Source organism: Kocuria sp. UCD-OTCP (genome assembly GCF_000349605.1).
Lineage (GTDB): Bacteria > Actinomycetota > Actinomycetes > Actinomycetales > Micrococcaceae > Kocuria > Kocuria rosea.
In genome coordinates this window covers 189481-202732 of sequence record NZ_AOSQ01000018.1, presented here as the reverse complement: position 1 = coordinate 202732, position 13252 = coordinate 189481, and the positions used below count along the sequence as shown (strand labels likewise).

At 73.2% G+C, this 13252-nt stretch carries 11 protein-coding genes; 5 read left to right on the top strand and 6 right to left on the bottom strand.

Annotation, left to right across the window (positions count from 1 at the left end; all coding sequences use genetic code 11):
• The coding region (locus H488_RS26230; protein WP_017833129.1) for an SLC13 family permease at positions 1-711 on the top strand (711 nt) is incomplete at its 5' end.
• A 70-nt stretch (positions 712-781) separates the two neighbouring features.
• On the opposite strand, the gene H488_RS26225 is transcribed toward H488_RS26230, so the two are convergent.
• Positions 782-1849 carry a tartrate dehydrogenase gene (locus H488_RS26225; RefSeq protein ID WP_017833128.1) on the bottom strand — a complete coding sequence of 356 codons (1068 nt, stop codon included), beginning with the start codon at positions 1847-1849 and terminating at the stop codon, positions 782-784.
• A 333-nt stretch (positions 1850-2182) separates the two neighbouring features.
• Here H488_RS26225 and H488_RS26220 point away from each other — a divergent pair, with 333 nt between their 5' ends.
• Entirely contained in the window at positions 2183-3595 is a 1413-nt protein-coding gene (locus H488_RS26220) for an O-acetylhomoserine aminocarboxypropyltransferase/cysteine synthase family protein (protein ID WP_017833127.1), read from the top strand.
• Positions 3592-4086: a CoA-binding protein gene (locus H488_RS26215; RefSeq protein ID WP_017833126.1), complete on the top strand. Its 495-nt coding sequence runs from the start codon at positions 3592-3594 to the stop codon at positions 4084-4086. The genes H488_RS26220 and H488_RS26215 overlap by 4 nt, the downstream gene beginning before the upstream one ends.
• A gap of 66 nt (positions 4087-4152) precedes the next feature.
• On the opposite strand, the gene H488_RS26210 is transcribed toward H488_RS26215, so the two are convergent.
• The 3 genes from H488_RS26210 to ilvD all read right to left on the bottom strand — a co-directional run bounded on the left by H488_RS26210 (position 4153) and on the right by ilvD (position 8220).
• On the bottom strand, positions 4153-4674 hold the full coding sequence (locus H488_RS26210) for an OsmC family protein (RefSeq protein WP_017833125.1): 522 nt from the start codon (positions 4672-4674) through the stop codon (positions 4153-4155).
• Positions 4675-4745: 71 nt separating this feature from the next.
• The gene (locus tag H488_RS26205; RefSeq protein WP_017833124.1) at positions 4746-6230 is read right to left on the bottom strand and encodes an alanine/glycine:cation symporter family protein; all 1485 of its coding nucleotides are present in this window, start codon (positions 6228-6230) and stop codon (positions 4746-4748) included.
• Positions 6231-6387: 157 nt separating this feature from the next.
• Positions 6388-8220 (bottom strand): dihydroxy-acid dehydratase, encoded by a 1833-nt coding sequence (ilvD, locus tag H488_RS26200; RefSeq protein WP_017833123.1) that lies wholly within the window; start codon positions 8218-8220, stop codon positions 6388-6390.
• Between the two features lie 217 nt (positions 8221-8437).
• On the opposite strand from ilvD, the gene H488_RS26195 reads away from it, so the two are divergent.
• Both H488_RS26195 and H488_RS26190 read left to right on the top strand, forming a co-directional pair.
• Entirely contained in the window at positions 8438-9964 is a 1527-nt protein-coding gene (locus H488_RS26195) for a gluconokinase (protein WP_017833122.1), read from the top strand.
• Positions 9965-10177: 213 nt separating this feature from the next.
• Complete coding sequence (locus H488_RS26190) at positions 10178-10471, top strand: hypothetical protein (RefSeq protein WP_017833121.1); 294 nt, start codon at positions 10178-10180, stop codon at positions 10469-10471.
• 69 nt (positions 10472-10540) lie between these two features.
• Here H488_RS26190 and H488_RS26185 read toward each other — a convergent pair whose 3' ends face one another.
• Complete coding sequence (locus H488_RS26185) at positions 10541-11908, bottom strand: short-chain fatty acid transporter (protein WP_017833120.1); 1368 nt, start codon at positions 11906-11908, stop codon at positions 10541-10543.
• Between the two features lie 115 nt (positions 11909-12023).
• Positions 12024-13244 carry a fumarylacetoacetase gene (gene fahA / locus H488_RS26180; protein ID WP_017833119.1) on the bottom strand — a complete coding sequence of 407 codons (1221 nt, stop codon included), beginning with the start codon at positions 13242-13244 and terminating at the stop codon, positions 12024-12026.
• Between the last annotated feature and the right edge of the window lie 8 nt (positions 13245-13252).

Below are 13252 nucleotides of genomic sequence, written 5' to 3'. Positions count from 1 at the left end.
ATCAACGAGGAGATCGCCGCCCTGGGGCCCATGAGCAAGGGCGAGAGGACCGTCCTGGCCGTGTTCGTCATCGCCGCGTTCTTCTGGATCGTCCCGGGGCTGCTGTCCGGCATCGGCACCATCGGCGAGCAGCTGCCCTGGCTGGACCTCTTCGACGACACGGTGGTCGCCATCGGCGCCGGCGTGCTGCTCTTCCTGCTCCCCGGGGACAAGCAGGGCAACATGACCCTGGAGTGGAAGGACGCCGAGGAGGGCCTCCCGTGGGGCGTGCTCCTGCTCTTCGGCGGCGGTCTGTCGCTGGCCGCCGCCGTGGCCGGCACGGGCCTGGACGCCTGGTTCGGCGCGCAGGTCTCCGGGCTCGGCGCGCTGCCGATCGTCCTGCTGCTCGCGGCGGTGGTCACGATCGTCCTGCTCCTGACCGAGATCACGTCCAACACCGCCACGGCGGCCACCTTCATCCCGATCCTGGGCGGCGTCGCCGTCGGCATCGGGGTGGACCCCATGACGCTGCTCATCCCGGCGGCGCTGGCGGCCACGTGCGCGTTCATGCTCCCCGTGGGCACCCCGCCCAACGCCATCGTCTTCGCCACCGGCCAGGTCAAGATCGCCGAGATGGTGCGCGGCGGCATCGTCCTCAACATCGTGGGCGTCATCCTGATCACGATCTTCACCGTGCTCATCGGGCCCTTCGCCCTGGGCCTGGTGATCTAGCCCGTCCTCGTCCCGGCGCAGGGGGGCCCGTGGGTGTCCACGGGCCCCCCTGGTCGTGCCGCCTCCTGCGTCAGGGGGCGTCGGTGCACCGGGCCAGCACGGCCTGCGTGAACTGCTCCGTGCTCGCCGTCCCGCCGAGGTCCCCGGTCAGGGTGCCGCCGGCCATGGTCTGCTCGAAGGCGGACTCCAGGTGCCGGGCCGCCCCGGTCTCCCCGAGGTGGTCCAGCATCATGGCGGCCGCCCACATCGTGCCCACGGGGTTGGCGATGCCCTGTCCGGCGATGTCGGGGGCGGAGCCGTGCACCGGCTCGAACATGGACGGGTGGGTCTTCTCCGGGTTCAGGTTCGCGCTGGGGGCGACACCGATCGAGCCGGCGGCCCCGGCGGCGAGGTCGGAGAGGATGTCGCCGAAGAGGTTGGAGGCGACGATCACGTCGACGCTCCGCGGCTTGAGGACCATCCGGGCGGCCAGCGCGTCGATGAGGACCTTCTCGACCGTCACGCCCGGGTACTCGGCGACCGTGGCCTCCACGACCTCGTCCCAGAACGGCATGGTGTGGATGATGCCGTTGGACTTCGTGGCCGAGACCAGCCGGCCCGTGCGGCGCTGGGCCAGCTCGGCGGCGTAGCGGGCGATCCGGGTGACGCCGGCGCGGGTGAACACGGACTCCTGGACGGCCATCTCCTCGGGCCGGCCGCGGTAGAGCCGGCCGCCGACCTCGGAGTACTCGCCCTCGATGTTCTCGCGGACGACGACGAGGTCCAGCTCGTCGAGCCCGCGCAGGGGCGAGGTCACGCCCGGGAGGATCCGGATCGGCCGGAGGTTGACGTACTGGTGGAACTCGCGGCGGATGGGGATCAGCAGGCCCCACAGGGTGACGTCGTCGGGGATGTCCGGGGCGCCCACCGCCCCGAGCAGGACGCCGTCGCCGGAGGCGAGCTGCTCGATGCCGTCGACGGGCATCATCCGGGAGTGGGCCCGGTAGTGGTCGGAGCCCCACCCCCGCTCGCGCCAGTCGACGGTGAAGCCGTGCGCCTGCGCCAGCGCGTCGACGCAGCGCAGCGCGGACGGCATGACCTCCTGGCCGATGCCGTCACCGGCGATCACGTCGATGGTGTAGTGCCGTGTCCTCGTCACCAGGTCCTCCGCAGCGTCGTCGGCGCGGGAAAGGCGGGCGCCTTCCGCGCATGGCGCAGATCATAGCGCCCCGGCCGGCCCGCCCGGGGTGCGGGCGGCGCCGCCCCGGGCCGGCGGTTGGCGCGGGGCGGCCCCGGGCAGCACAATGGGAGGCAGCCATCCCGAGCGGCCGAGGGACCTGGACCGACGACGCCGCAGCAACCGTGGTCGACGTCGCAGACCGCACGGTGCTACCGCCAGGACCGATGGGGCACCGCACCCCCGGCACCCCCGCCGGGACCCTCCTGACGCCCGGGACCGTCCAGCGGCACCACTCGCACGAGGAGCTTCCCCATGGCCGACCACCAGTTCGGGTTCCGCACCCGCGCCCTGCACGCCGGGGGCACCCCCGACGCCGAGCACGGCGCCCGTGCGGTCCCGATCTACCAGACCACCTCGTTCGTCTTCAAGGACGCCGACGACGCCGCCAACCTGTTCGCCCTGCAGAAGTACGGCAACATCTACTCCCGCATCGGCAACCCGACCGTCGCGGCGTTCGAGGAGCGCGTCGCGTCCCTCGAGGGCGGCATCGGCGCCGTGGCCACCGCCTCCGGCATGTCCGCCGAGTTCCTCGTGTTCGCCGCGCTCGCCCAGGCCGGGGACCACATCGTGGCCTCCGCCCAGCTCTACGGGGGCACGGTCACCCAGCTGGACGTCACCCTGCGCCGCTTCGGGATCGAGACCACGTTCGTCCCCGGCACCGACCCCGCCGACTACCGGGCGGCGGTGCGCCCGGGCACCAAGGCCGTCTACACGGAGGTCGTGGCCAACCCCTCCGGCGACGTCGCGGACCTGGAGGGCCTGGCGGCGGTCGCGCACGAGGCCGGCGTGCCGCTGGTCGTCGACTCGACCATGACCCCGCCGTACCTGGTCCGCCCGATCGAGCACGGGGCGGACATCGTCATCCACTCGGCCACCAAGTTCCTGGGCGGGCACGGCACCACGCTGGGCGGCGTCGTCGTCGAGTCCGGCCGCTTCGACTGGGCGAACGGCAACTTCCCGTCCATGACGGAGCCGGTGCCCACGTACAACGACGTCACCTGGTGGGGGAACTTCGGGGAGTACGGATTCCTGACCCGGCTGCGCACCGAGCAGCTGCGGGACATCGGCCCCGCCCTGGCGCCCCAGTCCGCCTGGAACCTGCTCCAGGGCGTGGAGACGCTGCCGCAGCGCATGGACGCGCACCTGGCCAACGCGCGGGCCGTCGCGCGGTGGCTGGAGGAGGACCCCCGGGTCTCCTACGTCAACTGGGCCGGGTTGCAGAGCCACCCCCATCACGAGCGGGCCCGGCGGTACCTGCCCCTCGGCCCGGGCTCCGTGTTCGCGTTCGGGGTCTCCCCCACGGACCGGCTCGGAGGGCGGGAGGTCGGCGCTCGCTTCATCGAGAACCTGCAGCTGGCCAGCCACCTCGCCAACATCGGGGACGCCCGCACCCTCGTCCTGCACCCCGCCTCCACCACGCACCAGCAGCTGAGCGCCGAGCAGCTGGTCGGCGCGGGGGTGCGGGAGGACCTCATCCGCCTGTCGGTGGGCCTCGAGGACGTCGAGGACATCCTCTGGGACCTCGACCAGGCCCTCACGGCGGCCACCGGCCTGCCCCGGGAGACCCCCGGCCGCGCGGCCGGCGCCCCGGCCGGCGCCACCGCCGACGACACCGCTGCTGCCGACGCCGACGCCGACGTCACGACCGAAGGAGCGCTCCGATGACCGCCGAGACCCGCACGTGGACGGGGCCGAGCGCGCCCGAGCGGCTGAGCATCCTGCACGGCACCGAGTCGATCGCCGTCGTGGGCGCGTCCGACAAGCCGTCCCGCGCCTCCTACTTCGTCTCGACCTACCTGCTGTCCTCCTCGCCGTACCGGGTGTACTTCGTCAACCCGGCGCTGCGGGAGATCATGGGCCGGCCCGTCTACCCGTCCCTCGCGGACCTGCCGGAGACGCCCGACGTCGTCGACGCGTTCCGGCGCCACGACGACCTCCCCGGAGTGGCCCACGAGGCCGTGGCCGTCGGGGCGCGGACCCTGTGGCTGCAGCTGGGGTCCTGGCACGAGGAGGCCGCCCGGATCGCCGAGGAGGGCGGGCTCTCCGTGGTCATGGACCGCTGCCTGAAGATCGAGCACGCCCGCTTCCACGGCGGGCTCCACCTGGCCGGCTTCAACACCGGGGTCATCTCGTCGAAGCGCCAGGTCCTGTCCTGAACGCGGAACGGCTCCGTGCGCCCTGGGGCGCACGGAGCCGCTCCGCGTCCGGCGAGGGTGCGGCCGCTACACGCGCTCGACGACGAACGCCACGTCCGTGTTCAGGCTCTGGCTGACCACGCAGTACCGCTCGGTCGACTTGGCCAGCCGCTGGAGAGTGGCGTCGTCGGCGTCGGTGTCGAGGCGGACGGTGAGGACGACGTCCTGGACCCCCACGGCCACGGACCGGTCCAGGCCCAGCGTCCCGCGGGCGTCGAACATGCCCTCCGCGCGGAGCTCGGCCGACCGGATCGGCACGCCCATGGCCGTCGCCACGCTGCGCAGGGTCACGCCCGCGCAGGCCGCGAGCGCGTCGAGGAGCATGTCCCCGGAGCAGGCGTCGCTGCCGTCACCGCCGGTGGCGGCGTGCAGGCCGGCCCGCACCGGCCCGGCCCACGAGTCGACGGTGGTCGTGAGCCCGGTGTCGCGGAAGTCGCCGCGGGCGTGCAGGGGCGTGCGGGCCTCCTCGGGGTGCTCCCGGTAGCGTTCCTTGAGGGGGGCCTGCAGCTGCCGCAGGGCCGAGGCGTCGATGTCCGTACGAGATTCCATGACTTCACTGTAGAGGGGCCGGGGCCGGGGCCGCCACGCGGTCCCGGCCCCGGCCTGCTGCTCCGTGACCGTCAGCGGGTCCTCGTGGGCTTCTGCGCCAGCTCGTCCCAGTAGCCGCGGGTGGTCACCACGTCGGTGCCGTCCCACGCGCCGAGCCCGGACAGGCCCGGGACGTCGCCGCTGTGGAAGATCGGCTCGAGGCCCTGCTTGCGCTGGGCCTCGTAGTTCCGGAGCACCCGGACGGCCACGCCGGCGAGCAGCACCAGGGCCACCAGGTTGATGGTGGCCATGACCGCCATGAACAGGTCGGCCAGGGACCAGACGAGGTCCAGGGCCAGCACGGCGCCGCCGAAGACGAACACCAGCACGAGCACGCGGTAGGCGGTCATCGCCGCGGGCGAGCCCGTGAGGAAGCGGACATTGGACTCGCCGTAGTAGTAGTTTCCGATCACGGAGGTGAACGCGAACAGGAAGATCGCCACGGTCAGGAAGTGCACCGCCCAGTTGCCCAGCTGCAGGGCCAGCGCGGACTGGGTCAGGGACGCGCCCTCCCGGCCGCCGAACTCGGGGTTGGAGAGGAGCACGATGAACGCGGTGATCGAGCAGATCAGCCAGGTGTCGAAGTACACGCCGAGCGCCTGCAGGAAGCCCTGCTTCGCCGGGTGGGACACGGACGCGGTGGCGCCGGCGTTGGGGGCCGACCCCATGCCGGCCTCGTTGGAGAACAGGCCGCGCTTCATGCCCTGGATGATGACGCCGATCAGCCCGCCGGTGACGAACTCGCGGATGCCGAAGGCCCCCTCGAGGATCTGGCCGAGCACGGCGGGGACCTCGCCGAGGTTCAGGAAGACCACGAGCAGGCCCAGCAGGAGGTAGAGCACCGCCATGATCGGGACGACGATCTCGGAGACCGCGGAGATCCGGCGGATGCCGCCGAAGATGATCGCGGCGGTCAGCCCCACGAGCACGGCGCCGACCAGGATCCGGAACCACAGGGCCTCCGCCGCCGCGATGTCCACGCCGAGGGAGCCGCCGAGCGCGTCCACGATCGAGTTGGACTGCACGGAGTTGAACACGAACCCGTAGGTAAAGGTGATGACGACCGCGAAGAGCAGCCCCATCCAGCGGGCGCCGAGGCCGCGCTCCATGTAGTAGGCGGGCCCGCCCACGTAGCCGGTGGGCGCCTTGATCTTGTAGAGCTGGCCCAGCAGGGACTCCGTGAACGCGCTGGCCGCGCCGATGCCGGCGATCACCCACATCCAGAACACGGCGCCCGGCCCGCCCAGGCTGATGGCGATCGCGACGCCGGCGATGTTGCCGGTGCCCACCCGGGACGCGGCGGAGACGGTGAAGGCCCGGAACGCGGAGATGCCCTTCTGGCCGTCCTCGGCCAGACCGGGCTTGTCGTTGAGCACCCGGAACATCTCCGGGACCAGCCGCAGCTGCACGACGCCGGTGCGGACGGTCAGGTAGAGGCCCACCCCGATGAGGATGGCGAAGACCACGTTCCACACCCAGCCGCCGAGGGTGCCCACGAGATCGGTGACGAGTTCCATTGCAGCTCCGAACTGTGACGGACGCGGGTCCCCGGCGTGGGGTCTGCGGGGCCCGCGTGAAAGACCGGGCGCAGCGGTTGCGCGCCCCGACGGAACTCTAGTGGAAGTGACCCGCGTCTCGGTGCCCTGCGGGCGCCGGAATCACGGCCGGAGGGGGTCAGATCACGCGCACGGCGCCCTTGTCCGCGGAGGTGACCATCGAGGCGTAGGCGCGCAGGGCCTTGGAGACCTGGCGCTCGCGCGGCTTCGTGGGGTACCACGGGGCCGGCCCCCTGGCCTGCCGCCGGGCGGCCAGCGTCGCGTCGTCCACGTTCACGCGCAGCACGCGCCGGGCGACGTCGATCTCGATCTCGTCGCCGGTCTCGATGAGGCCCACGGCGCCGCCGGCGGCGGCCTCCGGGGAGATGTGCCCGATCGAGAGGCCGGAGGTGCCGCCGGAGAAGCGGCCGTCGGTGATGAGCGCGCACTCCCGGCCGAGGCCGAGGCCCTTGAGGTAGGAGGTCGGGTAGAGCATCTCCTGCATGCCCGGACCGCCCTTGGGGCCCTCGTGGGTGATGACCACGATGTCGCCGGGCTCCACGTTCTTGGACAGGATCTCGAAGACGGCCTCGTCCTGGGACTCGACCACGAAGGCCCTCCCCACGAAGTGGAACAGCTCCTCGTCGATGCCGGCGGTCTTGATGACCGCCCCGTCCTCGGCGATGTTGCCGTAGAGGATCGCCAGGCCGCCGTCCCGCGTGTAGGCGTGCTCCACTGAGCGGATGCAGCCGTCCTCGCCGTCGAGGTCCAGGGACTCGAACGTGTTGGCCGTGGAGAACGCCTGCGTGGTGCGCACGCCGCCGGGCGCGGCGTGGAAGAGCGCCCGGGCGCGCTCCGAGGACCGCCCGCTGCGGACGTCCCACTCGTCCAGCCAGGTGGCCAGGTCCGGGGCGTGCACCGAGTGCACGTCCTCGTTGAGCAGGCCTGCGCGGCGCAGCTCGCCGAGGAGCGCGGGGATCCCGCCGGCGCGGTGCACGTGCTCGATGTGGAACCGCGTGGAGTTCGGCGCGACCTTGCACAGGCAGGGCACCCGGCGGGACAGGGCGTCGATGTCCGGGAGGGTGAAGTCGACCTCGCCCTCCTGGGCCGCGGCGAGGATGTGCAGGATCGTGTTGGTGGACCCGCCCATGGCAATGTCCAGGGCCATGGCGTTCTCGAACGCGGCCTTGGTGGCGATGTTGCGCGGGAGCACGGACTCGTCGTCCTGCTCGTAGTACCGGCAGCACAGGTCCACCACCCGGCGGCCGGCCTCGAGGAAGAGCTCCTTGCGGGCCACCTGGGTGGCCAGCGTGGTGCCGTTGCCGGGCAGGGACAGGCCGAGGGCCTCGGTGAGGCAGTTCATGGAGTTGGCGGTGAACATGCCCGAGCAGGACCCGCAGGTGGGGCAGGCGTTGCGCTCGATCTGGCCCAGCTGCTCGTCGGTGACGGACTCGTCGACGGCCATGGACATCGCGTCCACGAGGTCCAGACGGTGCTCCACGACGCCCTCGACGGCCTCGCCGGACTCCATGGGCCCGCCGGAGACGAAGACCACCGGGATGTTCAGCCGCAGCGCGGCCAGCAGCATGCCCGGCGTGATCTTGTCGCAGTTGGAGATGCAGACCAGGGCGTCGGCCCGGTGGGCGTTGACCATGTACTCCACGGAGTCTGCGATGATGTCGCGGGAGGGCAGGGAGTAGAGCATCCCGTCGTGGCCCATCGCGATGCCGTCGTCGACCGCGATGGTGTTGAACTCCTTGGCCACGCCCCCCGCCTCCCGGATCGCGGAGGCCACGAGGTCGCCCATGTCCTTGAGGTGCACGTGGCCCGGCACGAACTGCGTGTAGGAGTTCGCGATCGCGACGATCGGCTTCCCGAAGTCGTCGTCGCCCATGCCGGTGGCGCGCCACAGGGCGCGGGCGCCGGCCATGTTGCGGCCGTGGGTCGAGGTGCGGGAGCGGAGGTGGGGCATGGCGGAGCTGGGTCTCCTCGGTCGGGGATGTCCGGTGGCGGGGCGGGCGGCGCACGGGCCGTGGGGCACCCGGGCCGGCCGCCGGCGGTCCGCCGTCCAGAATACGCTTTTCGACCGCAACGTCCTGGTGGGCGGACTCGCGTCTCACGATGTGACCGTCGCGCCGCGCCGCCTCCTACACTGGGGCCAGCCGCGCAGCCCCCAGGAGGAGCCGACCATGAGCCACCACCCGACGCCCCCACGGCCGGACGACGGCGCCGCGTTCAGCGTGGACCTGCGCGAGGCCCTCGATCCGCTGGTGATGGCCCTGGACGTCGGCTCCACGGGCAGCCGGGGCGGTCTGCACGACGCCACGGGGACCCCCGTGCGGGGCTACCGGCACAAGATCGAGCACGAGTTCACCACCGCGGCGGACGGGACCTCCGTGATCGACCCCGACCAGGTGACGGAGGAGCTCGCGGCGGTCCTCGACCTCGTCCTGGCCGACCCCGCACTGGCCGGCCGGGTCGCGGGCGTCGCCCTGGACACCTTCGCGTCCTCACTGGTCGGCGTCGGGACCGACGGCGCCGCGGTCACCACGTGCTTCACCTACGCCGACTCCCGGTGCGCCGAGCAGCTGGCCGGGCTGCGCGGCGAGCTCGACGAGCCCGCCGCCCTGCAGCGCACGGGCGCCCGCCTGCACACCTCGTACCTGGCCCCGCGGCTGCGGTGGCTCCGGGAGACGGACCCGGAGGCGTGGGGGCGGGCCCGGCGGTGGATGTCCCTGGGCGAGTACGTGCACCTGCGACTGCTGGGCACCGCGCGCGCCGGGACCGCCACGGCCGCGTGGACCGGGATGCTGGACCGCCGCACGGGCCGGTGGGACGAGCCCCTGCTCCTGGCCTGCGGGCTGGACGCGGAGCAGTTCAACCCGCTCGCCGACCCGCACGAGCCGATCCCGGACGTCGCCGCGTCCGTGGCCGAGCGCTGGCCGGTCCTCGAGGGCGCGGCGTGGTTCGCGCCGGTGGCCGACGGGCTGAGCGCGAACCTCGGCACGGGCGGCTCCGACGCCTCGACGATGGTCGTCTCCACCGCCACCTCGGGGGCCGCGCGCGTGCTGCTGCACCGGATCCCCGAGCGGGTGCCGACCGGACTGTGGTGCTACCGCGTGGACGGGGCACGGTGCCTGCTGGGCGGCGCCCTCAACGACGTCGGCCGGGCGCTCGCCTGGCTCGAGCGCACGGTGGCCCTGCCGGAGAGCACCACGCTCGCGGACGTCGCCGCCGCGGACGTGTCCGGATCCACCCCCGTGGTCCTGCCGTTCTTCACGGGCGAGCGCTCGACGGGCTGGGCCGGCGGCGCCCGGGCGGTGTTCGCCGGCGTCTCGGCCTCGAGCACCGGGGCCGACCTGGCCCGCGGGGTGCTCGAGGGCGTCGCGGTCTCCTACGCCCGGGTGGCCGAGCAGCTCGAGGACGCCGCCGGCGGCGTGGAGCGCGTGGTGGCCTCCGGCAGCGCGTCGCAGGACGTGCCGGAGCTGCTGCAGCTGCTCGCCGACGCCCTCGGCAAGCCGGTGGCGCGGGCTGAGTTCAAGCGGGCGACCCTGCGCGGCACCGCCCTGCTCGCCCTCGAGAGCCTCGCCCCGGACGTGGAGCGGGCCTCCCCGCCCTACGGGCCGGAGCACCGGCCGGTGCCCGGACGCGCGGAGCACTACCGCACCGCGCGCGCCCGCTTCGAGGAGCTCTACGGGGCGGTCGTCGGCTCCTGACCCGGCCGGGCGGCTCGGCGTCGCCTGGGTGCCGGCCGGGTGTTCCCTCACACTCGGACACAATGGTGTACCTCCGCTAATACCGTGGCCCCGGCCCTGCCGCCTTCCTACCGTGGAGCCTGTGGGTGCGGGTGTGTGCTCCCTCCGGAGCTCGAGCACCCTGCTTCCGCACCCCCTACCCCCGCACCCCCGCACCGCACGGAAGGAACCACGATGGAGGACTCCCTGGGCCGGGAACAGGCCGTCGGACTGCACCAGGCGCTCGAGCGGGCGTCGATCGGGCACCGCCGGCTCTGGGTCCGCTACCTGTACCTGGGCGGGACGGCCGACGAGCTCGAGGTCAGCGCGTACCTGCACCAGTGCCTGGACCTGCCGGCCCGCGAGCGGGACCTGCTGAGCTGGGCGGCCAACACCCTCCTCGACCGCCGGTACCACCAGCGCGTGCCCTCGAGCGCCGACCTCCTGCGTCACGGCACCGGCCGCGGCACCCCGGAGCGCACCGCCTGAGCACACGCTCCCCGGCCGCCGCGGCACGGAGCCAGCGGCACGGAGCCGGCGGCGCGGGCCGAGGCCCGCTCAGCCCGCGCCGACGAGCAGCAGGGTCGCCCCGAACACCAGGCCCGAGACCACGAGCACCACGGTGGTGTAGCCCAGGATGTCGCGGATCTTGAGCCCGGCGATGGCCAGCAGCGGCAGCGCCCAGAACGGCTGGATCATGTTGGTCCACTGGTCGCCGTAGGAGATCGCCATGATCACCACGGCCGGGTCCACGTCGAGGCGGGCGCCGGCGTCCAGCAGGATCGGGGCCTGCACGGCCACCTGCCCGCCGCCGGAGGGGACGAAGAAGTTCACGAGCCCCGCCGAGAGGAACGCGAGCAGCCCCAGCGTCTGGGGCGTGGCGACGGCCACGACCGAGTCGGAGAGCACCTGGATCAGGCCGGTCGCCGCCATCATCCCCATGATCCCGGCGTAGAGCGGGAACTGCAGGAGGATGTCGCCCACGTTCGCGGCGGCGTTCTTGATCAGCGCCATGACCTCGAAGGCATTGCGCGCGAGCAGGAAGATCAGGCCCAGGAACATCCAGTTCACGACGTCGAGCGTCACCGTCCCGCCCTCGGCGAAGTGCAGCACCAGGTAGCCGGCGAGCGCCAGTCCCACGACCAGGGTGGGGACCCGGCTGGCGTCGAGCCGGTCGGCGGGGGTGACGACCTCCTCCTCGGTGACCGTCTGCTCCGAGGCGGCGAGGGCGGCGGCGGTCATCCGGTGGGCGGGGTCCACGACCCGGGGCGCGATGAGCCACAGGGCCAGCGCGACGAGGACCACGGTGGCGACGACGGCGGTGAGGTTCCAGGCGGAGAACGTGGTCTCGGTGATGGGCACGGTGCGTCCGAGCTGCTCCTCGATGAAGGAGCCGGGGGTGGCCGCGGTGAGCGGCCCGGACCCGGAGTAGCCCATGTGCCAGACCACGAACCCGGAGAACCCGGAGGCCACGAGCATCGGGAAGCTCAGCTCCAGGCCGCGGCGGTCCCCCGCGGCGGCGACGTCGCGGGCGAGCAGGGCGCCGACGACGAGGCCGAGCCCCCACGTGATGAGGGAGGCGGCCGCCGCCACCAGGAACACGAACACGTACGCCTGGAGGGGCGTCCGGGGCACCTGAGCCAGGGCGCCGAGCAGCCGGCGCACGGGACGGGTGTTGGCGAGGGCGTGCCCCAGCAGCAGGATCAGCGCCATCTGCGTCATGAACGCGAGCAGCCCGGCGAGCCCCTCGCCCCAGCCGCGCAGCACGTCGGCGGGTCCGGCGTCGGTGAGCAGCAGGGCCATGAGCCCGACGGCGACGCTCAGCAGGATGGCGAAGTTCAGCGCGGACGGGATGTACTTCTCGACGACCGAGTTGACGGGCCGCATCGCCCGGGCGATCGCGGGTTCACGGGTGCCGGTGCTCATGGCGGGGACTCCTGCTGTCGGCGGGCGCGCGGGCGGCCACGCCCTCCCCCGCCGGCCGCGGCGCGGCGGGCTCGGCGGGGGTGATCGTGGTCATCGGCGGGGACGGGACCAGTATTCAGGTGGCGGGCAGGATCGTGGCGGTGCACTCGCCGAGGTCGATGACGGAGCCGCCGGGGCCGGGCGCGGTGCCGGTGAGGGTCACGCTCTGGCCGTCGGCCAGGAACGTCATCTCGGTGCCCCCGGGCAGGGCGAACGGCTCCTTGCCGCCCCAGGAGAGCTCCAGGAAGGACCCGCGCTGGTCCTTCTCCGGCCCGGAGACGGTGCCGGAGCCGAAGAAGTCCCCCGGGCGCAGGGACGCGCCGTTGACGCTCATGTGCGCGACCATCTGGGGTGCGGTCCAGTACAGGGTGGACGCCGGGGGGTGCGAGACGGTCCGGCCGTCCACGCTCACGCCCAGGGTGATGTCCAGCCCCCACGGCTCCTTGCCCTCGTCGTCGAGGTAGGGGGCGAGCTCGTGCTCGCGCGCCGGGGGCGCCACGCGGGCCGCGGACAGGGCCTGCCAGGGCACGACCCACAGCGAGATCGAGGACGCGAAGGACTTGCCCAGGTAGGGGCCCAGGGGGACGTACTCGTAGGCCTGGATGTCGCGGGCGGACCAGTCGTTGAACAGCACCACGCCGAAGAGGTGCTCGGCGGCCGCCTGCTCGAGGGAGACCTCCCCGGCCGGGGCCGCCCCGCCGAGGACGAAGCCGAGCTCCGCCTCGATGTCCAGGCGGCGGGAAGGGCCGAAGCTGGGCGGCCCGTCCTGCTCGGGGCGCAGGCCCTTGGGCCGGGGGAAGTCCTTGCCGGAGGGGATCACGGTGCCGGCGCGGCCGTGGTAGCCCACGGGCAGGTGCTTCCAGTTGGGCAGCAGCGGGGCCTGGTCCGGACGGAACATCTTCCCCACGTTGGAGGCGTGGTGCTCGGAGGCGTAGTAGTCGACGTAGTCGGCCACCGTGAACGGCATGTGCAGGGTGATCCCGTCCACCGGGTGGGAGGCCTGCTCCACCGTGTCCGCGAGCCCGTCGGCGGTCACGACCTCCACCAGCCAGGCCCGCAGCGCGGTCCAGGTCCCGTGGCCGGCCGCGAGCAGCGCGTCCAGGTTCGGGGCCGACACCGCCGTGCGCGCGGCGTCGTCGAGCCCCTCCACCGTGGCGGCCAGGGCGGCGACGTCGATCGCCCGGTCCCCCAGGCGCACCCCCAGGCGCGGGTCCCCGCCGGTGGGCGAGAAGGAGGCGTAGGGCAGGTTCTCGGGGCCGAAGCCCTCGGCGGCGAAACGGTCGGCGGCGGTGCTCACGGGGTGGA

Coding starts and splice junctions, on each gene's coding strand:
- H488_RS26220 (WP_017833127.1), top strand. CDS start 2,183: ATGGCCGACCACCAGTTCGGGTTCCGCACCCGCGCCCTGCACGCCGGG.
- H488_RS26215 (WP_017833126.1), top strand. CDS start 3,592: ATGACCGCCGAGACCCGCACGTGGACGGGGCCGAGCGCGCCCGAGCGG.
- H488_RS26210 (WP_017833125.1), bottom strand. CDS start 4,674: ATGGAATCTCGTACGGACATCGACGCCTCGGCCCTGCGGCAGCTGCAG.
- H488_RS26205 (WP_017833124.1), bottom strand. CDS start 6,230: ATGGAACTCGTCACCGATCTCGTGGGCACCCTCGGCGGCTGGGTGTGG.
- ilvD (WP_017833123.1), bottom strand. CDS start 8,220: ATGCCCCACCTCCGCTCCCGCACCTCGACCCACGGCCGCAACATGGCC.
- H488_RS26195 (WP_017833122.1), top strand. CDS start 8,438: ATGAGCCACCACCCGACGCCCCCACGGCCGGACGACGGCGCCGCGTTC.
- H488_RS26190 (WP_017833121.1), top strand. CDS start 10,178: ATGGAGGACTCCCTGGGCCGGGAACAGGCCGTCGGACTGCACCAGGCG.
- H488_RS26185 (WP_017833120.1), bottom strand. CDS start 11,908: ATGAGCACCGGCACCCGTGAACCCGCGATCGCCCGGGCGATGCGGCCC.